This window comes from Stenotrophomonas sp. 57 (genome assembly GCF_030291075.1).
Classification (GTDB): Bacteria; Pseudomonadota; Gammaproteobacteria; order Xanthomonadales; family Xanthomonadaceae; genus Stenotrophomonas.
The window spans coordinates 561,174-587,248 of sequence record NZ_CP127407.1 but is presented as its reverse complement, the minus strand read 5'-3'; the positions used below and the strand labels follow the sequence as shown (position 1 = coordinate 587,248).

The following is a 26,075-nucleotide window of genomic DNA, read 5'->3' as shown; positions in this document are numbered from 1 at the left end:
AGGCGACGGATGCGCATCATTACCATCGTGGCCGCGATCATCTGCATCGCGCTGGCACTCTGTTGGAAATTGCTGCCGGCACAGGGCGCAGCGGATTCCGCAGCGGTGTTCGACGGGGGGTGCCTGCCATCATCGTCGCCGTACCTGCAGGCCAACGCGAGCGTGAAGGGAGCCATTACCTACTGCGAGATCGGTGACGCCGACACGGGCACGCTTGTCATGCGCATTCCCGCTGGCACGCTGGACAGCTTTGACCTTGTGGTTTCCGGCTATGTGGACGGCGAAAACGTCAGTCTTGCCCTGCAGCCGGTCGACGGCAGCAGCCCAGCCATCCACCTGCAGCAGGCTCCAGCTGAGCGATGGACTGCGGCAGCACTGCAGATCCCCGAGCCATGGAAGAGCATTGACTTGACCGCTACGCTCCAGGACCGCGGCAATCAACATGCACAGTGGGGTGGCGTTGGGCTGGTTCCCGCAAGACCGGCTGCACACGCACCCCGCAGCGTGGCGGTAGCGCTGCTGTGCCTTGCAGTTGCATTGGCTCTGCTGGCACGCCATGCAGGCGCGGCCTCCAACCCTTCCAGCACCATCAACCGGGTCTCTGTAGCCACAGCTCTGCTTGCGACAGTGCTGATCGGCGGACACCTTTACCAGAGCGACATTGCTGGTATCTGGGTCCATCCTGACGAGTCCATCCCGGTAAAGGTCATGGAAGGGATGCACGAGCGCGGCGATCTTGACACGGATTTCGCCAAGGCTGATCTCCCCATCTTCGCCGACTTCCGCTACAACTTCTCCGGATACATCCTTGCTGCCTACGCCAGTGCCGAGGTGTTTTCGCCAGAGTCCTTCAGCAGTGAACCTGCGCTGCTGAAGCATCTGCTGGATCTGTCGCGTTGGAGCGCGGCAGCAACCCTGGCTTTGTGCCTGCTGCTGCTCCTGCGTCATACCAATGCGCTGTACGCCGTCATTGGTACGGCGTTGATCGCCATTGTCCCCCAGCTCTACCAGGACGCCCACTACGCGCGCCTTGAATCACTGAGTACGCTGCTGGCGACGCTGGTCTTCGCACTGGCTACACTCAAACCCGTTCGGGAACGACACCGCCATCTGCTCATGGCTGGCATCGGCCTGCTTGCTGGCGTACTGACCACGATCAAGTTCACCTATGTGATCTTCCTGCTGTTCTGCATCGCATCCGCCATCCCCATGCTTCCACGCTCTGATGGCGTTGCGATGCGCATCAAGGCGCTGTTGGTACATGGCCTGTGGTCGGCGCTCGGTTTTACCGCTGGATTCTGCATTGCATCACCGTCAATCGTTGTCGATCTCGGAGGGTTCATCGCAGGCATTCAGGCATTGAACAACCAGTACGGCGGCGGCCATCCCCCGCACGGCTTCCCATCGCCTTCGGTGGGAAAGCAGATCGGTCTGATTGCCGGCTACTACTCTGCAACGATCGGGCTGCCGCTGCTGGCACTGCACTTGGCAGGCTATGCACGTGGGCTGCTTGCACCAGCAAAGTACGCGCTTGGGGGGGTCGCAGGCATCACGTTGCTGGCGTTCCTTTTCCAGGATGTGTTCTTCGAGCGCAACTTCAGCCCGTTCCTGCCCTGCTTCATCCTGATTTCAGTAGCCGGTATGACGAATATCGAGCACTGGATGCTGCGTATCCTGCCCGAGCGCAACTGGATTCCTGCAGCGCTGAGACTGCTCCTGGCTGCAGTTCTGGCCATCTGCGGCTGGACCGCGCTGTCGGTGACAAGCCGCCTTGCTCCGCACTTCTCTGCGGAGAGCCTGTCGACCATGGACCGTGACCATGCCCGCAAGCTGAACGGCTATGTGCGTGATTTCGGTGCGACTGGAGTAAGACAGATCGGCTTCCCTGACATCATGGGGTCTGCCTTCCCACAGCCCGCTGGGGAGTGCGTACTCTATCAAGGCATTCACTACAACGACGGTTGGTCCGAAAACTACTATCACCAACTCGAACAGCGTGGCTTCCGCTTGGTCGCGCGCATGGCGTCAGATTTCGACGAGGTTCCCGTGAGCACGCTCAACGTGTATCACAGTCCGACCATGCTGCTGTATTACTCCCCCGCCGACTGCACCCGTGAAGGAGCACTGCAGTGAGCTACTCTGCACCTGACAAGAAACGCTCACCTTCGCCGCCGCCCGCAGACGGATGCTCCACTGACAGGCCGAATGAAGCACCGAGCGGCGGTCTCCTGCGCGACTTTTTCAGTCGCCGCTACCTGCTGTTCCTCGTCTCCGGCGGCTCCTCAGCTGTCCTCGGCGTTACTTTGCGCCTTCTGTTTGCACAGTTCATGGGCTACACCGCCTCAGTCGTTGTGTCGTACTTCTTCAGCACGCTTGCGGCCTATGCACTGAACAAACGCTTGGTGTTCCGCGGCCAGGCGCGCAGCACGGAGCTGGGCAAGTTCTTCGTCGTGAACGTGATCGGCCTGCTGCAGACTGCGCTGCTGAGCAACGCGTTTTTCAAGCTCATCGAGTGGGCAACGCGATTGCCCGTTCCTGTCGCCGAGACGATGGGACATGCCGTCGCCCTCTCCACTCTGGCGGTGACCAGTTTCATCATCCACAAGTACTGGACTTTCTCCGAATCGAAGCTCGACGGAAAGGCCGGCCGCCCGGATTGACCCGGTCGCGCAATCAGACAAGGCAGACACGTGTCAGCATCCCTTACAGACTCCAGCATTCAGGTCAAACCAATGAGTAAGCAGCGCTATGCCGTCATCGGCGCAGGCCCGATGGGCCTGATGGCCGCCATCCGCCTCCTCGACGCGGGGCACCAAGTCGATATCTATGAGCGTGACGACCGCATCGGCGGCATGTCGGCGGCCTTCGATTTCGAAGGCCTTTCCATCGAACGCTACTACCACTTCATCTGCAAGACCGACGACCCGTTGTTCGCCCTGTTGGAACGCTATGGCCTGGGCCACACGCTGAAGTGGACCGATACCAAGATGGGCTACTTCTACAACGGCCGCCTCTTCAAGTGGGGCACGCCGTTCGCGCTGCTCGGCTTCCCGCACCTGGGGCCGATCAGCAAGTTCCGCTACGCCCTGCACGTGATGTACACCAAGGGCATCAAGGACTGGACGGCGCTGGACAAGGAAGAAGCAGGTACCTGGATCCGTCGCTGGATCGGCGAGAAGGCCTACAACGTGATGTGGAAGGACGCCTTCCGCCTCAAGTTCTTCGAGTACAAGGACAACCTGTCCGCCAGCTGGATCGGCACGCGCATCAAGCGCATCGCGTTGTCGCGCCGCAACCTGATGAACGAAAGCCTGGGCTACCTGGAAGGTGGCTCGATGACGCTGCTTGACCGCATGGAGAAGGACATCCTGGATCGCGGTGGCCGCATCTTCCTGTCACAGGGCATCGACGAAGTGGTCAGTGAAGGCGGCCGCGTGACCGGCATCCGGACCGGTGACACCTTCACCGCCTACGACGGCGTGGTGTCCACCGCCCCTATCCAGTATGTTCCCGCCATGGTTCCCGGCCTGCCGGAAGACTTCCGCGCGCAGATCCGCGCCGTGGAGAACATTCCCGTGGCGTGCGTCATCCTCAAGCTCAAGCATGCGGTCAGCGAGAACTTCTGGATGAACATCAGTGATCCGGGCATCGCCATTCCCGGCGTCATCGAGTACAGCAACCTCAATCCCGGCGAGCACCCGGGGCAGAAGATCCTGTATGCACCGTTCTACATGCCCAAGACCCACTCCAAGTGGAAGGCATCCAACGCCGAGCTGATCGAGGAAGTGCTGGGTTACCTGCCGCGCCTGAATCCCCAGTTCAAGCGCGACTGGGTCCTTGCCACCCACTGCCACCGCTATGAGTTCGCACAGACCATCTGCCCGCCCGGCTTCCAGGACATGCTGCCGGCGATGCGCACTCCGGTGAGCGGTTTCTTCATGGCCGATACTGCCTATTACTACCCCGAGGACCGCTCGATCTCGGAAAGCCTGCAGGCAGCCGATCGCCTCGTCGAAGAAGTGCTGAAGGCATGATCAGTCCGCAGTTCCTGCGGTTTATCGTCGCAGGCGGTATCGCCGCCGCGGCGAACTTCGGATCACGCATCCTGCTGAGCCAGGTCATGCCATATGCGGCCGCAATCATCGTCGCGTACTGCATCGGCATGGTGACCGCTTTCCTGTTGAACCGCCGCTTCGTGTTCGAAGCATCCAGCAACCCGTTACACCACCAGGCGGCATGGTTCGTTGTGATCAACCTGCTGGCGGTCGTACAGACGCTGGTGGTCAGCCTCGTGCTCGCGCGCTGGCTGTTCCCCGCTGTTGGCATGACCTTCCACCCGGAAACCCTGGCACATGCGGTGGGTGTAGCCGTGCCGGTATTCACCAGTTATGTGGGTCACAAAGCGCTCACTTTCCGCGAGAAGCATCCATGACCACTTCCATGCACGTGGAACGCCGTAATGCCCCCTCGGCCGTCACCATCGCCGTCGGCGTGGCGTTGCTGGCCCTGGTGGCCAGGCTGCTGTACATCCAGCTCTATGCCGTACCGGTACCCTACTGGGACCAGTGGGACGGCGAAGCAGCCTTCCTGCTCAAGCCCTGGATCGACGGCACCCTGCAATGGGCAGACCTGATCCGTACCCATAACGAGCACCGCATCCTGCCGACGCGCCTGGTCACGTTGGGCAGCTATCTGGTGACCGGCCAGTGGAACAACATGTACGAAGCACGCGTCAGCGCGCTGGTGTACTGCTTCATTCCCGGCCTGTTGGTCTGGCACGCGCTGCGCGATGAACGGCGGTCGCGCCTCAACTGGCTCCTGGTGGTGATGGCACTGGCAACGGCCGTGCTGCCTTTCGCCTGGGAGAACATCCTCGTCGGTTTCCAGAGCCAGTTCTATTTCCTGATCCTTGCCAGCCTGCTGGCAGTGGGCCTGGCCGCCCGCCAGCACGAGAACATCATCGCAATCGCTGGCGCGGTGACGCTGAGCATCTTCGCCGCATTGACGATGGCATCGGGCATGCTCACCCCCGTCGCCGTCGGCGCCACCTACGTGCTGGCCTGCATCTGCCTGCCCGGCCGTCGCTGGCCCGCGCTGAGCGCCGTGATCGTGCTCGCCGCCATCGCGGCAGCCGCCTACCTGGCCATCCCGGTCATTCCCGAGCACCGCACGCTGCAGGCGCAGGGCGCACTGGAGTTCATCGATGCTGTCAGCCACGTGCTGGGGTGGCCGGTGTCCCGGTTCCACCTGGCCGTGGTGGCGCTATGGCTGCCGTCGGTCCTGGTGATCTCGCGCATGCTGCTGCGCCGTCGGGCCACCCATAGCGAACTGGTGATGGCCGGCCTGTGCATCTGGTCTGCGCTGCAGGGCGCGGCCATTGCCTATGGTCGTGGCCATGGCATGGAAACGCCCACCTCGCGCTATACCGAACTGTTCATTCCCGGCCTGTTCGGCAACGCTTGGTTTGCCATCCAGTTGGTGCGGACAGCGGCTCGCCCGTCGGTGGTGCGTACTGGTGCGGTGCTGGTGGCTGCCGCGTTCGCCATTACCTTCACCGGGGGCATGTTGCGCCACGTGCCCGCAGACATGGCCACGGTCAGGGAACGCGCAGCGCTCGGGCAGATCCAGCAGCGCAATGTCCTGCATTACCTGACCAGCAATGACCCGTCCGCCCTGCAGGTGGAATACCAGCACATCCCCTATCCCAGTGCGGAGCGGCTCAAGACCCTGCTGGATGACCCGGCGTTGCGTGGGGCGCTGTTCGTCGAGGTGGTGCCCGCCCAAGCCCAGCAACCTGCGCCGGTCCACTGAGGACCGGTCGCGTCAAGCGTGGCGGCGCCCTTCGTGGCGGCCATACTCCAGCCAATGGGTAATGGGATCGACCCGGGCCGTTACCAGGTCCGGGTTGTTTGCCAGATAGGCGGCCACGCTGAAGTCTCCCGGGAGTGCGGCAGCGCGGCCGGCCCTGGACAGCGGCAGGCTTCCCAGCCGATCTTCCCAGGAGCTGGCGTCGTTGCGCACCAGACGGAACAGGAACTCGTTGCCTTCGGTACCGCGGAAGCCGCCGAAGATGAAGGGGAAGAGATCCAGGACCGCCAGCGAATGGAAGATGTCGAACAATTCAGCAGGTTGGAACACCCAGCAGTGCACGTCGTAGTAATCGCTTGACGCCACTGCCTGCCGGGCCATTTCGAGCGCGAGCGCCGGTTGCCGGTTGTGGCGGAGCGCCTCGGACGAAGGTTCTCCTTCCCAGGTGAGTTGCCCTTGCCACGAGCATTCGCCCAGAAGCGCGTCGATGACATTACGTGGAGAAGGGCGCCAGGCATCTTCCAGATAGGCCCCCAGCCAATCGGCAACAACTGACGGCCGGCGAAGGCTGTCGAAACAGCGCAGACGATCGGGAACCGCGAACACGGCGGCACCGCCATCCGTGCAGATGGCATGGATATCCAGTAGCCAGCGTATCGGGTTGGGCACGTGCTCAAGCACGTGCGAAGAGATCACCGCGCTGAAACGGTCGGCACCCACGGCGGCAGCAAGCCCCTCTGCGCCGACGACGTAGTTGACGGTCTGGATCGCCTCTTTGTCCACCGTCTCATGGCTGGCGTACTTGTGCATCAAGCCCGCCGTATCCAGGTGGTCGGCGTAACGCACGTTCCAGTTCGCCCGCGTCAGTACCGGCTTGTCCAGGGGCGCGATCTCCAGCGCCAGCCCGTTCTCATCCAGTCCCGCCTGCATCCAGTCGCCACGACTTGCCATCGCCACCTCCATTTCTCTGCACGAAAACGCACCGAAAACATGAAGCAAGGGCGCCCGAGGGCGCCCGCTGGTCAAGCACAAGCCCCTCTCCGGACCACCGGGGGACTCTCCTAGCGTGGGCCAATATGCCCGTGCCGCGGCGGAAATGCCAGATCAAACGTATGCCCGGTGGCCGCCAGGTTGAGGTTGTAGGCCGGGTCGGCTTCGATCACCGAAGACCAGCGCGACATCACCAGCGCCACTTCCCGGTCGAAGCGCTCGCGCTTGGTGCCCTCCATGTCACTGCCGCGGCTGGCTGACTCATGGTGATAGAGCTCGGCATAAGGCGTCCACAGGTTGCGATAGCCGGCCTCGCGCACGCGCAGGCAGAAGTCCAGATCGTTGTAGGCCACCTGCAGGGCGGTATCCAGCCCTCCAACCTGCTCATAGACGGACTTTCGCACCAGCAGGCAGGCGGCGGTCACTGCCGAGAAGTTCTGCAGCAGGCGGGCGCGAAGCATCATCCCCACCCAACCCCGCGGCCGGTCGGCATAGGCATGCACGCCCACCCCGTTGAAACCGAGAATCACGCCAGCATGCTGGATGCTGTCGTTGGGGAAATAGAGCATGGCCCCCACTGCGCCCACTTCCGGGCGGGCCGCCTGGCTGGCCATCTCGGTAAGCCAGTCTCTGGAGATGACCTCGATGTCGTTGTTCAGCAGGCCAACGATCGTGCCGGTGGCCTTGGAAACGCCCAGGTTGTTGATGGCCGAATAGTTGAAGGGTGCGTCGTAGTCGATCACGCTCACCCGCGGGTCCTGCTGCAGGGTCTGCAACAGTTCCAGTGCGTCGGCCTCGACCGACTGGTTGTTGACGATGATGATCTCGTAATCCGGATAATCCGTCTTTTCCAGGATGGAGGTCACCGCCATGCGCAGCAGGTCGGCGCGATCACGCGTGGGGATGATCAGCGAAACCCGCGGCGCGGGCGTCGGCAGCCGGTTGCGGACGCGATAGTTGCCCGAGAAGTTCGGGATATCCAGCACCTCGGCGTCACGACCAATGCGATCGAGGTGCGACTGGATGCTCTTCATCGCTGCGTAGTGCGCGTAAGTCTTTTCGCCGGGGCCAAGCGCGGTGGATCCCGGAATGGCTCGCCAGTGGTAAAGCACGTGCGGCACGTGACCGATCTGGCTGTCATCGAGCGTCTCGATGCAGCGCAGCGCCAGATCCCAATCCTGGCTGCCTTCGTAGCCAAGGCGGAAGCCGCCGACCTGTTCCACCAACCCACGGGCGTACACGCCAAGATGGCTGATGCAGTTGTGGGAGAGGAACAGATCGTAGTTCCAGTCAGCCTTGAAATAAGGGTCGAAGCGGCGTCCCTTCTCGTCGATCTTGTCTTCGTCGCTGAACGCCATCTGCCACGAGGGATTGGCCCGGAACGCCTTGGCCATCTCATACAGCGCATGCGGATGCAGCTCGTCGTCGTGGTCGAGCAGCACGATGTAGTCGCCGGTCGCCAGCTTCAAGGCGTCGTTGGAGGACGCGGAGATATGACCATTCTGCTCGCGCACCACGAACTTGATACGCGGGTCTGCTGCAGCAAGCTCCTTCAATACGGCCACCACATGCGGCTTGGGCGACGCATCGTCGGCCACGCAAAGCTCCCAGTGCGGGTAGCTCTGGTTGATCACCGTCTGCACGCATCGGCGCAGCCACTTCTCGGGCGTGTTGTAGGTAGGAACCACGATCGAGAACGTCGGCTTCCTGTCCCAGGCTTCGATCTCACCGCGCTCCGGCGCGGCCAGGGCACCATACAGAGCGACCCAGGCGTCGTAGTCGAAGGCGCTGTGCAGGGCGATGGCGCTGTAGCGCAAGCGCAGGAATCCACCCAGGCCCGAGCGTCCCGTGGTGAGAAGCGAGCGCAGGCTGTCCAGGGCGAACCGCAGCTTCGCGCGGCGTCCGCGCTGGCTGTTCAGTACTTCGGTGAACATGGTACGGGCCACGTGTGCCTGGCCTACCCGGCGCATCGCGAAGCGACCGATGCGAATCGTGCAGGGACCGATGGACGGGTCGAAACGGAGCTCGACGAGCCGCCCGGCCAGTGGCACCAGGGTGCGTGACACGCCGTCGGCGCCGGCCGCAACGTGCACAGGTACACGCCCCGCTTCGGTCATGCCTGCACCACAGTCGACGTACAGCACGGGATCCACCATCCGTGCCCCAACCTTCTCAACGACGAAGCTGAGCTCATACCAGCCCCCTTCAACCGGGTTGCCGTCCACAGCGATCAGACGGCACTGCGGGTCGTCGCCGAACGCATTCAGCTCAACCATCCCGTTTGAATCGACCGCACCCAACGTTACGCCGCTGATCGGTTGCAACTGAAGTTCAATCATGTCATTCCCTGTCTGTATGGCCGCGCCAGAGCGCCTGCGGCGGGGCAATCGCGATCGCCCGCTACTCCGGCAAACTGATCTTCATGACGGCTGGCCGTCATGCATACAGCAAGCTAGGTGTGCAACGTGTCGCCATTCGGACCGGTTGGCTGTGATCTACCTGCCAATTCAGCCAGTCGCTGTTCAAGATTGGACTGCGACTGCACCAGCGCCGCCAGCTGCTGCTCGAGCACGGCGTGCTGGGCGCGCACCGTGCTGGAGAGCTGAGCCAGCGGCCTCTCCTCGCGCTTGCGCTGCAGCGTGTCCTTCAGCTGCTGGATCGCCTGGGCAGCCCGTACGGCTACGGCCTGCAGTGCCGGGGAGGTCACCACGTCCTCATAGGCCACGTCGACCACAACGGTGCCGGCCTGGTCATCATTGCCAAGCTGCTCCCACACACCGCGCAGGTCGACCTCCACGTAAGGGTCGTTGTGCAGGCTGACGAAACGGATGCCTTCCTGGATGGCACTGGGCAGCACGTCGCCGTTGACGACGAAGCGCGGCGCACCCGGCTCGGCGAACAGATTCATCGTCGCCCCGCCCGCGCGCAGCCCTACCGTCACCAGGCGATAGGTACCCGGCAGGCTTGCCGGGTCCACGCGGACGTGTTGCGGGCGCTGGCCTGCCGGGAACTCGAATTCGAAAGTAGCATCCGCCCCCCCCGCGTGGATGATCGACAGCGAACGCGTCTCTTCGAAGATCTGGCCGTCGTTGCGGTAGTACATGAGGCATTCGATGGAATGCTCCACCGCATCGGCACCACCGGAAGGCATGCCGGTTTCCGGATCCAGCAGGGCGGCCGCAGCGGCTTCAAAGATCGCGCGCGTCGCCTCGGGGCGTGACAGCGCCTCGCGCATGAACGCCTTGAACGCCTCGGGCACGTCGGCGCCGACCGGTACGACGGCCAGGCCGTTGCTGTGGTTGAATTCGAACACTTCGTAAGTCGCGCGCAGCTCGCCCATGAAGGTGTGCACGCCGAAATTGCGATCATGTACGGCGCTATCGTGGAAGATCACCACCGCCGAAGAACTGAGTTTGGGCAGCCAGGTCTCGAAGTCATGCTTGACGGCTTCGTAGGTGTGCAGGCCGTCGATGTGCAGCAGGTCGATACTGCCGTCCTCGAACTGGTCCAGCGCCTCGTCGAAGTAGGCTTTGACCAGCGTGGAGAATTCGCCATAGCGCGGCTTCTGGTACGCCGAAAGCGTGCGGTAGACGTGGTCGCCGTAGAAGCGGGCATGCTCGTCGCCCTTCCAGCAATCGACGGCGTAGCAATGCGTCTGCGACTGCAGGCCAAGCGCCTTCACTGCCTGGCAGAAGGCCAGGAACGAGTTGCCCGAATCGGTACCCAGTTCCACGAAGCTGCGCGGACGCAGCAGGTCCGCAAGGACATACATGAAGGGAATGTGTCCCACCCAGGCGTAAGGATGGGTGATATGCGGCTTCAGGAAGATCACCGGATGATCCTGCAGGCGGAATTCGGTTGTCACGACACTCTCTCCAATTCAATCTGATGCATCGGGATACCGATGATGCCGACCGGCAGCCCTTGTCCAAGGGAACGCAACGCAAGTGCTTCGTGGATCCAGTGCTGGATCACGTGCTCATGCTGGGAACCGGACGCTACGCCGGCGGTGATGAAGTAATCGCCCTGCTGCAGGCGCGGCATCTGGAACACGAAAGTCGCACGGAAACGCTCGCCCGCGCTGACCGCCAGGTCACCCTCGATGCGTGCGGTCTCGGTGTTGTCACCGAACAGCAACTGCCCAAGCCGGTCCTTGAAGTAGAAGCCGACGATGGCATGCGGCAGGTCCTCACTGGCATGCGCCACGATCTCCAGGCGAACCGTCTCGCCACCCACGATCGTCGGCAGTTGTCGGCCATCGATATCGCACAGGCAGACATCCTCGATCTTTGCCTTGCCCTCGCCGAAACCATCAACGGGCGCGAACTCGACCACTGTGATGTCGTTGCGGAGCTGGCTGCGATCAATCAGATCCAGCCGCTTGTCACGCACGCGACTGGCAACCGGCGTACGCGCCGCGGGCTCGGGGCGTGCACTGCCGGTACGGCCTTCGCGGTCGGCGATAAAGGCCTCGAGATAGGCGTCCATCACTTCCTTGGGCTCGCCCGACTGGCGCAGATTGCCCTGGTCGAGCCAGATCGCCCGATCGCACAACGCCGTGACCGAGCCACCGTCATGGCTGACGAACAGAAGCGTGCCGCGCTGCTTGAACTCACGCAGGAAACGCATGCACTTCTGCGTGAAGAATGCATCGCCGACGGACAATGCTTCGTCGATGATCAGGATATCGGCGTCGACGTGTGCGATCACCGAGAATGCCAGGCGCATCACCATGCCGCTGGAGTAATTGCGGATGGGCTGTTCAATGAACTCGCCAATAGCGGCGAACTCGGCAATCTGCTCGAAACGTTGGTCGATCTGCTCCTTGCTCAGGCCGAGGATCGAGGCATTGAGATACACGTTCTCGCGCCCGGTGAAATCGGGATTGAAGCCGCTGCCCAGTTCAAGCAGCGCAGCAACGCGCCCACGTACTGCGATTTCGCCGTTGGTCGGGGTCAGGGTGCCCGCAATCAGCTGCAGCAATGTCGACTTTCCCGAGCCATTGCGGCCGACGATGCCCAGGGTCTCGCCACGCTTGACCTCGAAGGCGACGTCACGCAGCGCCCAGAATTCACGGTAGTAGCGCTTGCCGCCGCCAACCAGGCCCTGCATCAGCCGATGGAACGGCTTGTCGTAGACCTGGTAGCACTTGCCAATACCACTGACCTGGATGACCGCGTCGTCGTTCATCTCAAAGGACATCAGCAAATCCTCGACGGGTTTTCTCGAAGAACGCAAAACCCAGATACATCACAGCCAGCGCCATCAACGCATACAGTCCCAAACCGCTCCAGTCAGGCAGGCGCCCCCAGAACGCCACTTCGCGCACCTGGTCGATGATGAACGTAAGCGGGTTGATCTTGAACACGAACTGGAACTGCGCCGGCAGGGTGGATACCGGAATGATGGCCGACGACAGGAACAGCATCGCCGTGGAGACAACGCCCATGACCTGGCCGACGTCACGCAGGTAGACGCCCAGCGCGGACAGGATCCAGCTCACCCCCACGGCCAGCATCACCAACGGCAGCACCACCACCGGCAGCAGGACGACCGTCCAGTGCGGATCGCGCAGTAGCAGCGTACTGATGACCAAGTACACGACCGTGTTGGCCGCCAGGTGGAACAACGCCGAAAGAACCGCTGTCCAGGGCAGCAGATGCAGAGGAAAGATGATCCGCTTGACCAGATTGCTGTTGCCGACGATGAGGTTGGGGCTGCGGGTCAGCACCTCGGCGAAGAAACCGTGCACGATGAGGCCGGCGAACAGGATCATCGCGAACTCGCCCATATTGCCGGATGCGCCGGGCCAACGGCTTTTCAGGATGTAACCGAAGGCCAGTGTGTAGACGCACAGCATCATGAAGGGGCTGATCAGCGACCACAACAGGCCGAAGCTGGCCCCACGGTAGCGACCGCGGATATCACGCTGGGTCATTTCCCGCGTCAGCGAGCGATGGACGCCCAACGCAGAGAACGGCCCCGTCAGCAGTCGGTCACGTGCACTGCGGCCCGCCGGCGTGATGCGAACGATCTGCTCGCTCATTCAGAAGCCCTGCCCAGCGCCCGTTCCAGATCCACCTGCAGATCCCCCAGCTCCTCCACACCCACGCTCAGCCTTACCAGCGCATCACTGATGCCCAGCTGTTCACGGCGCGCGACGGGAATCGAGGCGTGCGTCATCACCGCCGGATGGTTGACCAGGCTTTCAACACCACCAAGCGACTCGGCCAGGGTGAACAGTTCGGTCTTCTCGCAGAAACGCTTGGCCGCCTCGAAACCGCCCTTGAGGACGATCGAGACGATGCCGCCGTAGCCGCCCATCTGGCGGGTCGCCAGCTCATGCTGCGGGTGCGACGGCAGGCCCGGGTAGATAACCTTTTCCACCGCCGGATGCTTTTCCAGCCACTGGGCCAGGGCCAGCGCGTTGGCGCAGTGCGCCTTCATGCGCAGGGGCAGGGTCTTCAGGCCACGCAGGGCCAGGAAGCTGTCGAACGGGCCCTGCACGCCACCCACCGAGTTCTGCAGGAAAGCCATCTGCTCGGCCAGTTCGGCGTGGTCGCCAACCACCACCATGCCGCCGACCATGTCCGAATGGCCGTTGAGGTACTTGGTGGCCGAATGCAGGACCAGATCCGCGCCCAGTTCCAGCGGGCGCTGCAGCATCGGCGAGGCGAAGGTGTTGTCGACCACCACGATCAGGCCGTGGCGCTTGGCGATGGCGGCCACCGCAGCGATGTCCACGATCTTCAGCATCGGATTGGTCGGGGTCTCGATCCAGACCATCTTCGTCTTTGCCGTGATGGCTGCCTCGAACGCGGCCAAGTCGGTCAGGTCGACGAAGCTGAAGTCCAGCCCGGCGGTGCGGCGACGCACGCGCTCGAACAGGCGGAAGCTGCCGCCGTAGATATCGTCCATCGCCACCACGTGGCTGCCGGCGTCCAGCAGTTCGATCACGGTCGAGCTGGCCGCCATGCCCGAAGCGAAGGCGAAACCACGGGTACCGCCTTCCAGGGACGCCACGCACCGCTCATAGGCGAAGCGGGTCGGGTTGTGGGTACGCGAGTACTCGAAGCCCTGGTGCTCGCCCGGGCTGGACTGGGCATAGGTCGAGGTGGCGTAGATCGGTGGCATCACCGCGCCGGTGCTGGGATCGGGCGACTGGCCGCCGTGGATGGCCAGCGTGGCCAGGGCCAGGGCGCGATCCTGGGAAGTAGCGTTGGACATGTTCTTTCCTGAGGGGCGCCGACACGCGGCGCCATCGAAGGTGCGGAAGTCTACCAGCGCGGCCTTAACGACCTTTGACGCGGATAAACCGGGATTCAGCAGCGAACGTCTGCGATCAGCGGCTTACTGCACGCGGCGGCGCAGATAGTTCAGCAGGTCGATACGGGTGATCAGGCCCAGGAAAGTGTCGCCGTCCATCACGATCGCCACCTGGCCGCGGTCGAACACCGGCAGCAGTGCCTCGATCGGCGACTTCACGTCCAGCCGGTCCAGCTTGCTGACCATGGCGGTGGCCACGGTGTCGCGGAAACGCGCCTCATCGCCATAGACGTGCAGCAGCACGTCGCTTTCGTCGACGATGCCGACCAGCTGGTCGCCGTCCATCACCGGCAGCTGCGAGACGTCGTACAGCTTCATGCGCTGGTAGGCGGTGGTCAGCAGGTCGTTCGGTCCGATCACGACAGTGTCGCGCTGGCCATACGGGCGCAGGATCAGGTCGCGCAGGTCGCCGTGCTGCGGGCGCTGCAGGAAGCCGTTGTCCAGCATCCAGTAGTCGTTGTACATCTTCGACAGGTACTTGTTGCCGGTGTCGCAGACCAGTACCAGCACCCTCTTCGGCGTGGTCTGCTCCTTGCAGTACTTCAGTGCCGCGGCCAGCAGGGTGCCGGTGGACGAGCCGCCCAGGATGCCTTCCTTGCCCAGCAGTTCGCGCGCGGTGTGGAAGCTCTCCGCATCGGTGATGGCATAGGCCTTCTTCACCCGGCTGAAATCGGAGATCGACGGCAGGAAATCCTCGCCGATGCCTTCCACCAGCCAGCTGCCGGACTTGTCGTTGAGGTTGCCCTCGTTGATGTACTCGGCCAGGATCGAGCCGACCGGATCGGCCAGCACCAGCTCGGTCTTCGGCGACAGCGTGGCGAACGCGCGCGACAGGCCGGTCATGGTGCCGGAACTGCCGCAGCCGAACACGATGGCGTCCAGATCGCCGCCCATCTGCTCCAGGATCTCCGGGCCAGTACCGAATTCATGTGCGGCCGGGTTGTCCGGGTTGCCGAACTGGTTGATGAAGTAGGCGCCTGGAGTCTGCTCGGCGATGGTCTTGGCCAGATCCTGGTAGTAGTCCGGGTGGCCCTTGGCTACGTCCGAACGGGTCAGGCGTACTTCGGCGCCCATCGCCTTCAGGTTGAAGATCTTTTCGCGACTCATCTTGTCGGGAACGACCAAGATGAGCTTGTAACCCTTCTGCTGCGCGACCAGCGCCAGGCCCAGGCCCGTGTTGCCTGCGGTGCCCTCGACCAGGGTCGCGCCGGGCTTCAGGTCCCCGCGCTTCTCCGCCGCTTCGATCATCGACAGGCCGATGCGATCCTTGATCGATCCGCCCGGGTTGGCGCTTTCGAGCTTCAGGTAGAGCTCGCAGACGCCGGTGTCCAGGCGCTGGGCCTTGACGATCGGGGTCTGGCCGATGAGTTCGAGGACGGAAGAATGAATGGGCATTCGGAGGACTTTCGATTCGCGCCACGCAGGGCCGGACCGATGATTATCCGTCGGATGGCGATGAATGTCAGGTCGGCGCGGAGACGGGCCGCAAGCCCGCAAAAAGGGATGCGGACGGCCCCGGATCGACGAGGAGACCGGTACCGCCCGCATCGGTGAGTTGCGCCTGCAGGCCAAGGCACCACCGCCTGTGGTGCCTTGGCGCGGCCGCCTCATCGGCGGTGCCGCGATGCCGGGGCAGGAGCACCCGGCGGGGCCATCGATGGCCGGGTCACGCCGTTCCGGGCGTGACGGGGTGCGTCAAAGCGTGGGGGACGTCGTTGGGAGCGGTGTTTCGTACATTCGCAGAAGTCGTTGCTTGGCCAGCAGCTTCTCACGCTTCATGCGACCCAGGGTGACATCATCGATCGGGAGTACACCCAACTCCGCGTCCATGCACTTCTTGTTCAACTTGCGGTGCTGGTCATGGAGTGCCCTGAACTCCGGATCACGCGCGCGACGGGCGTCGATCTCGCTCTGGGGCTGATCTTCAAACATGATGGACCTCCTTCGACAGATACACGAACGCCCCGTCCGCAAGGCACGGGGCGTTGTTCATGGAGGAGCGCCGGTCGATGGCCACCTGGACGCCTGCAACGACCTGCGGCACTGGCCTGCGCACGTCGATCTGCTGCGGTTCGCGCCCTGCTTGCATCGGCCCGGCCCTCCCATCGTCCGGTCCGCGGCATTGCGTCCCGGACGATTGACCCTACGCCTGCTCAAGGCGGGGTACAAGACCCCTGCGTCAAAAAGACCGAACCCCGCCGGGGCGGGGTTCAGGCTGAATGCTCATCACAACGAAAAACAAACAATATCAAGCAATTACGGGGCGATGATGACCTCGGCCGAGCGCGCCTGGGTGGAGGCCGCCTTCTTGCCGGCGAGCTGGATCCGGTTGCTCGCGACACCGGCCGCGACCAGGGCATCGCGCAGCGCTTCGGCACGCTTCTGGCCTACGCCGTTCGCGTTGTCGTAGGCCTCGATGCGCAGGCGGCCCTTCTTGCCGATGTTCAGGTATTCGGCCAACGCCTTGGCCTGGTTGCGGGCCCCGCCGGACAGGCTGGAGGCGCCGGCGGCAAACGCATCGCCACGGAAGGTGAAGACCTCGCCGCGACCATCGAACTTCGAGGCCGGCAGTTTCTGACCGGACACCAGCTCGGCTTCCTCGCGGGCCAGCTTGGCGGCGTTCTGCTGAGCGGCGCTGAGGCGCTGCTGCTGCTTGCCGGCCACGCTGGTCAGGGCGTTCTCGGCGTCCTGGCGGGCCAGGGTCTCGGCCTCGGCGGCCTGGCGCAGGCGCTCGGCCTCTTCGGCCTGCATCTGCGCCTGCATGCGCAGCTGCTCGGCTTCCTGGCGGGCGCGGGCGGCATCGCGGCGGCTGGCCTCGATCAGCAGGTCGCTGCGGGTCCGCTCCAGGCGGTCGACCTCGCGGGCAGCCAGCGCGGTACGCACGGCGGTCTCGGCGATCTCGACCCGGCGCTCGGCCAGGTAGGTGGCCAGCTCCTGGTCGCGGCGCTTGGCCTTGTCCAGGGTGGCGATGGCCTGCTGGGCCTGCATGCGCTCGAACGCGCCCAGCTCAGCGGTATCGGGGTTGGCCTGGATCGCCATCAGGCGCTGGCTCAGCTGCGCCACCATCGGGTTGTCGGCGGCCACGGCCAGGGTCGGCAGCGCCAGCAGCGCGGCCAGGGTTGCGGCGGTCATCGGCTTCACCGGCGGTCCTCCCCGGTCGACAGCTGGCGTTGCAGCTGGTTGACCTCGTTGCGGCGCAGCTGCAGCTGCGCGGATACGGTGGCTTCCTCGCTGCGGACGCGGGCCAGGTCGGCATCGGCGGCGGCGCGCAGGGCCATCGCCGGGGCGTTCTTGCGCTCGCGGCGGTCGCCGGCGGCGCGCTGGGCCTGCTCCAGCCCCTGCCGGGCCAGCCCGATCAGGTCCGGGGCGTACTGATCGGCGTCGGCCTGGGTGGCCTTGTCGACCGCCTGCCGGGCCTGCGCCAGTTCCAGGGCAGCGTCCTGCGCCCAGGCGGGGGCAGACAGTGCGAATGCAAACGCCATCACATACAGGCCATGGCGCATTCGTGCGAAGCTAAGTCGTTTCATTGGGGAGGCCGTACCGGTTGTCGGTTCACGGCCATTGTCGTCAAGCCGACACCGTGCTGGCAACGGGCGTCGGCCGTTTCGTTGGGGAAAATTCGCAATGGATATCGGCTACTTCCTGAAGCTGATGACCGAAAAGAACGCTTCGGACATGTTTCTGACCACCGGGGCGCCGGTCTACATCAAGATCGAGGGGAAGCTCTATCCGCTGGGCAACACCGGCCTGCCGCCGGGCATGGTCAAGAAGATCGCCTACTCGCTGATGGACGAAGGCCAGGTACCGCAGTTCGAGCGCGAGCTGGAGCTCAACATGGCCATTGCCCTGCCCGATGCCGGGCGCTTCCGCGTCAACGTGTTCAAGCAGCGTGGCGAGGTCGGCATGGTCATCCGTGCCATCCGCAGCCGCATTCCGAGCATTGAAGAGCTGAACCTGCCGCAGGTGCTGAAGGACGTCATCATGACCCCGCGCGGGCTGGTGCTGGTGGTGGGGTCCACCGGTTCCGGCAAGTCCACCTCGCTGGCGTCGATGATCGACCACCGCAACAGCACCACCACCGGTCACATCCTCACCATCGAGGACCCGATCGAGTACCTGCACAAGCACAAGATGTCGATCGTCAACCAGCGCGAGGTCGGGCTGGACACCCATGCCTTCCACAACGCGCTGAAGAACGCGATGCGTGAAGCGCCGGACGTGATCCTGATCGGCGAGATCCTGGATGCGGAAACGATGGAGGCGGCCATCGCCTTCGCCGAAACCGGCCACCTTTGCCTGGCCACCCTGCACTCCAACAACGCCGACCAGACCATCGAGCGCATCCTCAACTTCTTCCCGGAAAGCGCACACAAGAACGTGCTGATGAACCTGGCGCTGAACCTGCGGGCGGTGATCAGCCAGCGCCTGGTGAAGAACAAGGAAGGCCGTCGCCTGCCCGCCACCGAAGTGCTGATCAACACGCCGATGATCCGCGACCTGCTGCGTCGTGGCCAGGTGCACGAGATCAAGGCGGCGATGGAAGGCTCGCTGGAGGAAGGCATGGAGAGCTTCGACCAGTGCCTGTTCCGGCTGGCCAAGGCCGGCACCATCGAGCAGGAGGAGGCCCTGCGCGCGGCCGACTCGCGCGATGGCCTGGCGCTGAAGTTCCGCCTGTCCGAAGGCAGCAGCGGCGAGCACGATCCGTACGCGGATTTCTCGGCCGGCGCGCCGAGCATCACCCACGGGTTCTGACCTGGAAAGGGGACGCGGGGGATCAAGTCGTTCATGGCACAAACGACTTCGTCCTTTCCGTTCCCTTTTTTCCTGAAGGGTTCAGGGGCGGTCTCATCCAATGAGACCGCTGATCCGTAGGTTTCCGCAATGGAAACCATCCGCAAGCTCGCCATCCTGGCTGACGCCGCCAAGTACGATGCCTCCTGCGCCTCCAGCGGCTCGGGCAAGCGCGACTCACGCGCCAGCGGCGGCATCGGCAGCACCGAAGGCATGGGCATCTGCCACAGCTATACGCCGGATGGCCGTTGCGTTTCGTTGTTGAAGATCCTGCTGACCAACTTCTGCGTCTACGACTGCGCGTACTGCGTGAACCGCGTGTCCAGCAACGTGCCCCGCGCGCGCTTCAGCGTGGACGAGGTGGTCGCGCTCACCCTGGACTTCTACAAGCGCAACTACATCGAGGGCCTGTTCCTTTCCAGCGGCATCATCCGCAATGCGGACTACACCATGGAGCAGATGGTGGAAGTAGCGCGGCAACTCCGCGAGGAACACCGCTACGCCGGCTACATCCACCTCAAGACCATTCCCGAGGCCTCGCCGGAACTGCTGGCCAGCGCCGGGCGCTACGCCGACCGGCTGTCGATCAACGTGGAGCTGCCCACCGAAGCCGGGCTGAGCGCGCTGGCACCGGAGAAGACCGTACAGTCCATCCGCGGTGCGATGGGCGAGCTGCGCTGGCGCATCGAGGAAGCCAAGGAAGCGCGCAAGGCGCCAGCGGTGGTCGCGCCAGTGTCCACCCGCAGCGCGCGTCCGCGCCCTCCCCGCTTCGCACCGGCCGGGCAGAGCACGCAGATGATCGTCGGCGCCGACGGCGCCAACGACCGGCAGATCCTCGCCAGCGCCGATGCGCTCTACGGCAACTACCGGATGCGCCGGGTGTACTACTCCGCCTTCAGCCCGATTCCGGATGCCAGCCGCCAGCTGCCGCTGCAGCCGCCGCCCCTGCAGCGCGAGCACCGCCTCTACCAAGCCGACTGGCTGCTGCGCTTCTACGGCTATGGCGTGGATGAAATCACCGATACCACCCAGGCCGGCATGCTCGATCTGGACATCGACCCGAAGATGGCCTGGGCGATCCGCCACCCCGAACGCTTCCCCGTGGATCTCAACCGCGCGCCGAAGGAAATGCTGCTGCGCGTACCCGGGCTGGGCGTGCGCAATGTGAAGCGGGTGCTGATGGCGCGCCGCCACGGTCGCCTGCGGGTTGCCGATGTGGCACGCCTGAAGGCGCCGATGAGCAAACTGCTGCCATTCGTGCTGCTGGCCGACCACCACCCACGCAGGGCGCTGGACGATCCGGCGGCGCTGCGCGCCCAGTTGGCCCCACCGCCTCGTCAGGGATCACTGTTCGATGCCCCACCGTCAGCCTGACGCACAGCGCTGGTCGCTACGGGTGGACCCGCCGTGGTCGCTGGAGGCCTGGCGCAACGGTGCGCGCGATGCCCTCTTGCGTGGCATCGCACCGGAACAGCTGGACTGGCTGGAGGGCAGCGAGGCATCACTGCTGGATGCGCCCGCGGTCAGCTCCGCGCCCGTGCTGGCCGATGCCGGCGTGCCGAACGTACCGCGCGACTTCCTTGAACTGGCGGCCACCTGCCTCTGTCATCGCGATGTGCAACGCATGGCCCTGCTGTACCGGCTGCTGTGGCGCATCACCCATGGCGAGCGCTCGGTGCTGTCGAATCCCGCCGATGCCGACGTGCTGCGCGCAACCGCGCTCGCCCAGGCCGTTCGCCGCGATACCCACAAGATGAAGGCGTTCGTGCGCTTCCGCGAGGTGCCCGGCCAGCCCGAGGCGTTCATCGCGTGGTTCGAGCCACAGCACCACATCGTCGATCGGGTGGCGCCGTTTTTCGCGCGCCGCTTCACCGGCATGCGCTGGGCCATCCTGACACCGTCACGCAGCGTGGCATGGGATGGGCAGGCACTGGCGTTCGGGCCGGGCGCACGGCGTGAGGACGCCCCGGCAGAAGATGCGCGCGAGGCGCTGTGGCAGACCTATTACGCCAGCATCTTCAATCCGGCCCGGCTCAACACGCGGATGATGATGCAGGAGATGCCTGCCAAGTACTGGCGCCACCTGCCCGAGGCGCAGCTGCTGCCGCGCCTGGTGCGCGATGCGGGTGATCGCGTGCAGGAAATGCATGACCGGCCCGCGCAGGCACCGCAACGGAAGATACCTGCGCGGGCGCTGGCGCCAATGCCCGCCGCCGACGCCAAGGGATTGCAGACACTGCGCCAGCAGGCGCTGGCCTGCCGCCAGTGCCCGCTGTGGGAAGCGGCCACGCAGGGGGTGTTCGGTGAAGGCCCGGCCGATGCCCGGATCATGGTGGTCGGCGAGCAGCCGGGCGACGTGGAGGATCTGCGCGGCCAGCCATTCGCCGGCCCGGCCGGCCAGCTGCTGGACCGTGCCCTGGCCGAGCTGGGAATCGATCGCGCCACGCTGTACCTGACCAATGCGGTGAAGCACTTCCACCATGAGCGCCGCGGCAAGATCCGGCTGCACAAGCGTCCGGAAAGCCGCCACATCCAGGCCTGCCGGCCGTGGCTGATGGGCGAGATCGCGCGGGTGCGCCCGCAGGTCATCGTCTGCCTGGGCGCAACCGCTGCAGTCTCGGTATTTGGCCGTGATTTCAATCTGTCGCGCGACCGTGGACGCTGGCACACGCTGGAGGACGGCACCCGCGGCTACGCCACCGTGCATCCGGCGTGGGTGCTGCGGCAGGGCGATGATGCACGCCGCGAGGCCGGCTATCAGCTGTTCCGGGACGACCTTCGGCAGATGCTGCGAGGGGATGGGGCATCCGCCGGGCATGGCCCGGCGCTATCACGGGCCGGGGACCAGTAGCGCCGGGCCACGCAGGGCGAGCGAAGCGGCCTGTCAGGCGGCGTCGAGCTGGTTTTCCGGTCGCGCGCGCTCGAAGGCATCCAGCGCCTGGCAGGCCGCTTCAATCCGGCGCAACGTTGGATATGGCGTCAGGTCCAGGCCGAAGCGGTGCGCGTTGTAGAGCTGCGGCATCAGGCAGAGGTCGGCCAACCCCGGGCGATCGCCGTGGCAGAAGATGCCGGTGTCGCGGCTGTTGGCCAGCATCGCTTCCATCGCCGCAAAGCCTTCGACGATCCAGTGCAGGGTCCACTGCGCGCGGGCGTCGGCCGGCAGCTGCAGGTCGCGCTCCAGGTACTGCATCACCCGCAGGTTGTTGATCGGATGGATATCGCAGGCCACCAGCTGGGCCAGCGCCCGCACCCGCGAGCGGCCGGCGGCGTCGGCCGGCAGCAGCGGCACCTGCGGGAAGCGCTCATCAAGATACTCGACGATCGCCAGCGACTGGGTCAGCGTCTGCCCAGCGTGCAGCAGCGTCGGCACCAGCTGCTGCGGATTGAGCGCGCGATAGGCGTCCAGGTGCTGCTCGCCACCCTCGCGCACCAGGTGCACCGGCCGCGCCTCCCAGGCCAGGCCCTTCAGCTCAAGGCCGATGCGCACGCGGTAGGCAGCACTGGATCGCCAGTAGGTGTACAGCACGATGCCGTCGTCGACCGGGCCGTCGTCACCCAGGATGTCCATCGCCGCCTCCATGCTCAGGGCTTGGCCGCCTGTTCGATGCGCTGCTCGATCGCACCGAAAATGCTGTTGCCGGCGGCGTCGAGCATCTCGATGCGGACCACGTCGCCGAAGGACATGAACGGCGTGCTCGGCTTGCCGTCGCGCAGCGTTTCCACCACGCGCTGCTCGGCGAAGCACGATGCACCCTTGCTGGTGTCTTCGTTGGCGATGGTGCCCGAGCCGACGATGGTGCCGGCGCTGAGCGGGCGGGTCTTGGCCGCATGCGCGACCAGCTGGGCGAAATTGAACTGCATGTCCACGCCCGCTTCCGGCGCACCGAACCACTGGCCATTGATGTGGGTCAGCAGCGGCAGGTGCACCTTGCTGTCCTGCCAGGCGGCACCCAGCTCATCGGGAGTAACGAACACCGGCGACAGCGCCGAACGCGGCTTGGACTGGAGGAAACCGAAGCCCTTGGCCAGCTCGCCCGGAATCAGGTTGCGCAGCGAAACATCATTGACCAGGCCGACCAGCTGGATGTGGCCAGCGGCCTGCTCCGGGGTGGCGGCCATCGGCACGTCGTCGGTGATCACCACGATCTCCGCTTCCAGGTCGATGCCGTAGTCCTCGCTGACCACCTTGACCGCGTCGCGCGGGCCGTAGAAGCCGGCGCTGGTGGCCTGGTACATCAGCGGGTCGGTGTAGAAGCTCTCCGGCACTTCGGCGCCACGGGCGCGGCGCACGCGCTCGACGTGCGGCAGGTAGGCGCTGCCGTCGACGAATTCATAGGCGCGCGGCATCGGCGCGGCCAGTGCCTGCATATCCAGGTCGAACACGCCATCGGCGTCGCCGGCGTTGAGCGATTCGTACAGGGCGTTCAGGCGCGGCGCGATGCGGCTCCAGTCCTCCAGGGCCTGCTGCAGGGTGGCGGCAATGCCGGTGGCGCGCACGCCGTGGCGCAGGTCACGCGAGACGACGATCAGGGTGCCGTCGCGGCCGCCTTCCTTCAAAGAACCAAGCTTCATGGGTGGGTGTCCGGAGTCGTGGGCAAACAAGTTTCAAGTGTAATCAAATATGCGGCGACGCCAAGCTGCAGCGCGGCATCGGCCCACCCTACCGTAGTGGGGGTTCGGCAGGGCTGCGCCCTGCACCTGCTTCAAGCCAAGGCAACGTCAAATGCCAAAGCGGCTCTGGTTTTCCGTGAGTTGGGTGGGGCGGTGTGGGCGGGCAGGACACGCCGTAAACCCATCCCTGGGGGCTCGATGGCGCCATCCATGGCGCCAACGGTCCTGCCCGCCCACACCGCCCCACCCTTGACAGTTTCCCGGTGACGGTCGGTAGATCCACGCCACGCGTGGATGAAATCTGTCAGATATCGAGTGAAGTTCCGGGGTCAGATCCGTTTTCCAATGGAAAACGGATCTGACCCCATCAGCATTCCCAACGGCTCGCAGGAAACAGTCGAAGGCGGGGTGGGTCCGGTGGCGGGAGTGTCCGCGGCATGGATGCCGCGGCCAAGCCCCCAGGGGTGAGGGCGCTTTGCTTGCGAAGCACTGCTTCGCAAGCGCCCGAACGCACAGCCGCCAGCGGCTGGGCCGGACCGCGGAGCGGGGTTTACGGCGTCTCCCGCCACCGGACCCACCCCGCCCTCCCTCAGGAAGCCCGCTTTTGACGTTGACGTTGACGTCGCTTTGGCCTCTGCGGGTGCAGGGCGCAGCCCTGCGGAGAGCCCCCCTACCTGAACGGGGCTTTTTGCGCGAGGTCTCAGCCATCGGTTAGACTAGGCGGGTCTGCAGCGGCCGTCCGTTTCCCTCCGGGATCGCCGGCGACCTGGGTCCGCCCACTTCGCCCGCCCCCACTCCGACGCCGTTCGTCACGCATTCCAGCCTGCGCTCCGTGCCGGCTGCACCCAACTTCTCGCAGCGCGGTTCACGGGAACGCTCCGAGTCAGCCGATCAGTTTGATCTGCCCCCGTCTGTCCGATCGGACAGGCGTTTCTTGTACTTGGAGCAAACTCAATGTCTTTTGAATCGCTGGGCCTGGCGCCCTTCCTGCTGCGTGCGCTTGCCGAGCAGGGCTACGAAAACCCGACCCCGATCCAGCAGCAGGCGATCCCGCTGGCGCTGGCCGGTCGCGACCTGCTGGCCGGTGCACAGACCGGTACCGGCAAGACCGCTGCCTTCGGCCTGCCGCTGCTGCAGCACCTGGGCACCGCCTCGCAGGAAGTGCGCAGCGGCCCCCGCAAGCCGCGCGCACTGATCCTGGCCCCGACCCGCGAACTGGCCACCCAGGTGCATGACAGCCTGCGTGGCTACAGCAAGTACCTGCGCATCCCCAGCGCCTGCATCTACGGCGGCGTCGGCATGGGCAACCAGCTGGACATCCTGCGCCGTGGCGTGGACCTGCTGGTGGCCTGCCCGGGCCGCCTGATCGACCACCTGGAGCGTCGCAGCATCGACCTGTCCGGCATTGAACTGCTGGTGCTGGACGAAGCCGACCGCATGCTCGACATGGGCTTCCTGCCGTCGATCAAGCGCATCCTGGCCAAGCTGCCGAAGCAGAACCGCCAGACCCTGCTGTTCTCGGCCACCTTCGAGGACAACATCCGCCAGCTGGCGCTGGAGTTCATGCGCAACCCGGAACAGATCCAGGTGACGCCGAAGAACACCGTGGCCGAAACCATCACCCACCGCGTGCACCCGGTCGATGCCGGCCGCAAGCGTGACCTGCTGCTGCACCTGCTGGCGCAGGACAGCCGCGAGCAGACGCTGGTGTTCGCGCGCACCAAGCACGGCAGCGACAAGCTGGCCGCGTTCCTGGAAAAGTCGGGCATCAAGACCGCGGCGATCCATGGCAACAAAAGCCAGGGCCAGCGTCTGCGTGCGCTGGGCGACTTCAAGGCCGGCCGCGTGACCGTGCTGGTGGCCACCGATATCGCCGCGCGTGGTATCGACATCAACGAGCTGCCGAAGGTGATCAACTTCGATCTGCCGATGGTGGCCGAGGACTACGTGCACCGCATCGGCCGTACCGGCCGCAACGGTGCCACCGGCCAGGCGATCTCGCTGGTCGCGCAGGACGAAGTGAAGCTGCTGCGCGCGATCGTGCGCCTGCTGGGCCGTGACATGGACATCCGCGATGTGCCGGGCTTCGAGCTGCAGGTGCCGATCCGCTGGGGCAACAGTGCGCCGGGCAAGGCCGAGCACGATACCGGCGAGCGCGCACCGCGCAAGAGCCATGCACGCCGTCCGCACGGTGATGCGCCGCGCCATGCGCACGCGGGCCCGAAGAAGGCCGGTGGTGGCCGTCGCGAGGGCGGTGGCAATGGCCAGCAGCGTGCAGGTGCCGGCCAGGGCCAGCGCCGTGGCGGTGGTGGCAATGGTGGCGGCCGTGGTCGTGGCCAGGGTGGCGGCGGTGGTCGCGCTGGCTGATCCCAGCTGACATCGAGGGTGCCTCCCGCTGCGCGGGGGCTATCGAGGGACGGCGCTGACGCGCCGTCCTTTTTTGTTGCTGGCTACCGGGTGATAAAGCACGCGGTGGCAGTATCGAGGGCGGATGGGCATGGGGGCAGCGCAGAACACGCTGTAAATACGTCCATGTAGCTCGATGGCGC

21 protein-coding genes are annotated in these 26,075 nt (G+C 64.8%); 9 read left to right on the top strand and 12 right to left on the bottom strand.

Going from position 1 to position 26,075, the window contains the following annotated elements:
- Positions 1–9 precede the first annotated feature (9 nt).
- From QP512_RS02615 to QP512_RS02595, 5 genes are all read left to right on the top strand, one after another.
- Positions 10–2,133, top strand: coding sequence for a hypothetical protein (locus QP512_RS02615; protein ID WP_286070870.1), 2,124 nt, complete (start codon positions 10–12; stop codon positions 2,131–2,133).
- A complete protein-coding gene (locus tag QP512_RS02610) occupies positions 2,130–2,660 on the top strand; it encodes a GtrA family protein (protein ID WP_286070869.1) in 531 nt (176 codons plus the stop codon). Before QP512_RS02615 ends, QP512_RS02610 begins: the two co-directional genes overlap by 4 nt.
- A gap of 72 nt (positions 2,661–2,732) precedes the next feature.
- Positions 2,733–4,034, top strand: coding sequence for an NAD(P)/FAD-dependent oxidoreductase (locus QP512_RS02605; protein ID WP_286070868.1), 1,302 nt, complete (start codon positions 2,733–2,735; stop codon positions 4,032–4,034).
- A complete protein-coding gene (locus QP512_RS02600) occupies positions 4,031–4,432 on the top strand; it encodes a GtrA family protein (RefSeq protein ID WP_286070867.1) in 402 nt (133 codons plus the stop codon). Before QP512_RS02605 ends, QP512_RS02600 begins: the two co-directional genes overlap by 4 nt.
- Positions 4,429–5,811, top strand: coding sequence for a hypothetical protein (locus QP512_RS02595; protein WP_286070866.1), 1,383 nt, complete (start codon positions 4,429–4,431; stop codon positions 5,809–5,811). Before QP512_RS02600 ends, QP512_RS02595 begins: the two co-directional genes overlap by 4 nt.
- A 12-nt stretch (positions 5,812–5,823) precedes the next feature.
- On the opposite strand, the gene QP512_RS02590 is transcribed toward QP512_RS02595, so the two are convergent.
- From QP512_RS02590 to QP512_RS02545, 10 genes are all read right to left on the bottom strand, one after another.
- Positions 5,824–6,759 (bottom strand): methyltransferase domain-containing protein, encoded by a 936-nt coding sequence (locus QP512_RS02590; protein WP_286070865.1) that lies wholly within the window; start codon positions 6,757–6,759, stop codon positions 5,824–5,826.
- A gap of 110 nt (positions 6,760–6,869) precedes the next feature.
- Positions 6,870–9,137 carry a glycosyltransferase family 2 protein gene (locus tag QP512_RS02585; RefSeq protein ID WP_286070864.1) on the bottom strand — a complete coding sequence of 756 codons (2,268 nt, stop codon included), beginning with the start codon at positions 9,135–9,137 and terminating at the stop codon, positions 6,870–6,872.
- A gap of 113 nt (positions 9,138–9,250) precedes the next feature.
- Positions 9,251–10,663: a class I SAM-dependent methyltransferase gene (locus QP512_RS02580; RefSeq protein ID WP_286070863.1), complete on the bottom strand. Its 1,413-nt coding sequence runs from the start codon at positions 10,661–10,663 to the stop codon at positions 9,251–9,253.
- Complete coding sequence (locus QP512_RS02575) at positions 10,660–12,000, bottom strand: ABC transporter ATP-binding protein (RefSeq protein ID WP_253143399.1); 1,341 nt, start codon at positions 11,998–12,000, stop codon at positions 10,660–10,662. Before QP512_RS02575 ends, QP512_RS02580 begins: the two co-directional genes overlap by 4 nt.
- A complete protein-coding gene (locus QP512_RS02570; RefSeq protein WP_343229530.1) occupies positions 11,990–12,844 on the bottom strand; it encodes an ABC transporter permease in 855 nt (284 codons plus the stop codon). The genes QP512_RS02575 and QP512_RS02570 overlap by 11 nt, the downstream gene beginning before the upstream one ends.
- Positions 12,841–14,025: a cystathionine gamma-synthase gene (locus QP512_RS02565; RefSeq protein WP_286070862.1), complete on the bottom strand. Its 1,185-nt coding sequence runs from the start codon at positions 14,023–14,025 to the stop codon at positions 12,841–12,843. Before QP512_RS02565 ends, QP512_RS02570 begins: the two co-directional genes overlap by 4 nt.
- Before the next feature lie 123 nt (positions 14,026–14,148).
- Positions 14,149–15,519, bottom strand: coding sequence for a pyridoxal-phosphate dependent enzyme (locus tag QP512_RS02560; RefSeq protein WP_286070861.1), 1,371 nt, complete (start codon positions 15,517–15,519; stop codon positions 14,149–14,151).
- A 300-nt stretch (positions 15,520–15,819) separates the two neighbouring features.
- Complete coding sequence (locus tag QP512_RS02555; protein ID WP_005407964.1) at positions 15,820–16,056, bottom strand: YdcH family protein; 237 nt, start codon at positions 16,054–16,056, stop codon at positions 15,820–15,822.
- A 324-nt stretch (positions 16,057–16,380) separates the two neighbouring features.
- Positions 16,381–17,265 (bottom strand): hypothetical protein, encoded by an 885-nt coding sequence (locus tag QP512_RS02550; RefSeq protein WP_286070860.1) that lies wholly within the window; start codon positions 17,263–17,265, stop codon positions 16,381–16,383.
- On the bottom strand, positions 17,262–17,627 hold the full coding sequence (locus QP512_RS02545) for a DUF4398 domain-containing protein (protein ID WP_019660954.1): 366 nt from the start codon (positions 17,625–17,627) through the stop codon (positions 17,262–17,264). Before QP512_RS02545 ends, QP512_RS02550 begins: the two co-directional genes overlap by 4 nt.
- Positions 17,628–17,748: 121 nt before the next feature.
- On the opposite strand from QP512_RS02545, the gene QP512_RS02540 reads away from it, so the two are divergent.
- From QP512_RS02540 to QP512_RS02530, 3 genes are all read left to right on the top strand, one after another.
- Positions 17,749–18,876, top strand: coding sequence for a PilT/PilU family type 4a pilus ATPase (locus QP512_RS02540; protein ID WP_043398800.1), 1,128 nt, complete (start codon positions 17,749–17,751; stop codon positions 18,874–18,876).
- Between the two features lie 129 nt (positions 18,877–19,005).
- Positions 19,006–20,289, top strand: a complete 1,284-nt coding sequence (locus QP512_RS02535; RefSeq protein WP_286070859.1) for a putative DNA modification/repair radical SAM protein — start codon at positions 19,006–19,008, stop codon at positions 20,287–20,289.
- Complete coding sequence (locus tag QP512_RS02530) at positions 20,270–21,766, top strand: UdgX family uracil-DNA binding protein (protein WP_286070858.1); 1,497 nt, start codon at positions 20,270–20,272, stop codon at positions 21,764–21,766. Before QP512_RS02535 ends, QP512_RS02530 begins: the two co-directional genes overlap by 20 nt.
- Positions 21,767–21,799: 33 nt before the next feature.
- Here QP512_RS02530 and maiA read toward each other — a convergent pair whose 3' ends face one another.
- Positions 21,800–22,483: a maleylacetoacetate isomerase gene (maiA, locus tag QP512_RS02525; protein ID WP_286070857.1), complete on the bottom strand. Its 684-nt coding sequence runs from the start codon at positions 22,481–22,483 to the stop codon at positions 21,800–21,802.
- A gap of 14 nt (positions 22,484–22,497) precedes the next feature.
- Positions 22,498–23,487 carry a fumarylacetoacetate hydrolase family protein gene (locus QP512_RS02520; protein ID WP_286070856.1) on the bottom strand — a complete coding sequence of 330 codons (990 nt, stop codon included), beginning with the start codon at positions 23,485–23,487 and terminating at the stop codon, positions 22,498–22,500.
- Positions 23,488–24,480: 993 nt separating this feature from the next.
- Between QP512_RS02520 and QP512_RS02515 the strand changes: the two genes are divergently transcribed.
- Entirely contained in the window at positions 24,481–25,893 is a 1,413-nt protein-coding gene (locus QP512_RS02515) for a DEAD/DEAH box helicase (protein ID WP_286070855.1), read from the top strand.
- Positions 25,894–26,075 lie beyond the last annotated feature (182 nt).

What these genes read in the sequence shown, in the direction of transcription:
- QP512_RS02585 (WP_286070864.1), bottom strand. Translation starts at nt 9,137, where the DNA reads ATGATTGAACTTCAGTTGCAACCGATCAGCGGCGTAACGTTGGGTGCG.
- QP512_RS02590 (WP_286070865.1), bottom strand. Translation starts at nt 6,759, where the DNA reads ATGGCAAGTCGTGGCGACTGGATGCAGGCGGGACTGGATGAGAACGGG.
- QP512_RS02605 (WP_286070868.1), top strand. Translation starts at nt 2,733, where the DNA reads ATGAGTAAGCAGCGCTATGCCGTCATCGGCGCAGGCCCGATGGGCCTG.
- QP512_RS02555 (WP_005407964.1), bottom strand. Translation starts at nt 16,056, where the DNA reads ATGTTTGAAGATCAGCCCCAGAGCGAGATCGACGCCCGTCGCGCGCGT.
- QP512_RS02615 (WP_286070870.1), top strand. Translation starts at nt 10, where the DNA reads ATGCGCATCATTACCATCGTGGCCGCGATCATCTGCATCGCGCTGGCA.
- QP512_RS02600 (WP_286070867.1), top strand. Translation starts at nt 4,031, where the DNA reads ATGATCAGTCCGCAGTTCCTGCGGTTTATCGTCGCAGGCGGTATCGCC.
- maiA (WP_286070857.1), bottom strand. Translation starts at nt 22,483, where the DNA reads ATGGACATCCTGGGTGACGACGGCCCGGTCGACGACGGCATCGTGCTG.
- QP512_RS02515 (WP_286070855.1), top strand. Translation starts at nt 24,481, where the DNA reads ATGTCTTTTGAATCGCTGGGCCTGGCGCCCTTCCTGCTGCGTGCGCTT.
- QP512_RS02540 (WP_043398800.1), top strand. Translation starts at nt 17,749, where the DNA reads ATGGATATCGGCTACTTCCTGAAGCTGATGACCGAAAAGAACGCTTCG.
- QP512_RS02530 (WP_286070858.1), top strand. Translation starts at nt 20,270, where the DNA reads ATGCCCCACCGTCAGCCTGACGCACAGCGCTGGTCGCTACGGGTGGAC.
- QP512_RS02575 (WP_253143399.1), bottom strand. Translation starts at nt 12,000, where the DNA reads ATGTCCTTTGAGATGAACGACGACGCGGTCATCCAGGTCAGTGGTATT.
- QP512_RS02595 (WP_286070866.1), top strand. Translation starts at nt 4,429, where the DNA reads ATGACCACTTCCATGCACGTGGAACGCCGTAATGCCCCCTCGGCCGTC.
- QP512_RS02570 (WP_343229530.1), bottom strand. Translation starts at nt 12,844, where the DNA reads ATGAGCGAGCAGATCGTTCGCATCACGCCGGCGGGCCGCAGTGCACGT.
- QP512_RS02535 (WP_286070859.1), top strand. Translation starts at nt 19,006, where the DNA reads ATGGAAACCATCCGCAAGCTCGCCATCCTGGCTGACGCCGCCAAGTAC.
- QP512_RS02520 (WP_286070856.1), bottom strand. Translation starts at nt 23,487, where the DNA reads ATGAAGCTTGGTTCTTTGAAGGAAGGCGGCCGCGACGGCACCCTGATC.
- QP512_RS02565 (WP_286070862.1), bottom strand. Translation starts at nt 14,025, where the DNA reads ATGTCCAACGCTACTTCCCAGGATCGCGCCCTGGCCCTGGCCACGCTG.
- QP512_RS02560 (WP_286070861.1), bottom strand. Translation starts at nt 15,519, where the DNA reads ATGCCCATTCATTCTTCCGTCCTCGAACTCATCGGCCAGACCCCGATC.
- QP512_RS02545 (WP_019660954.1), bottom strand. Translation starts at nt 17,627, where the DNA reads ATGCGCCATGGCCTGTATGTGATGGCGTTTGCATTCGCACTGTCTGCC.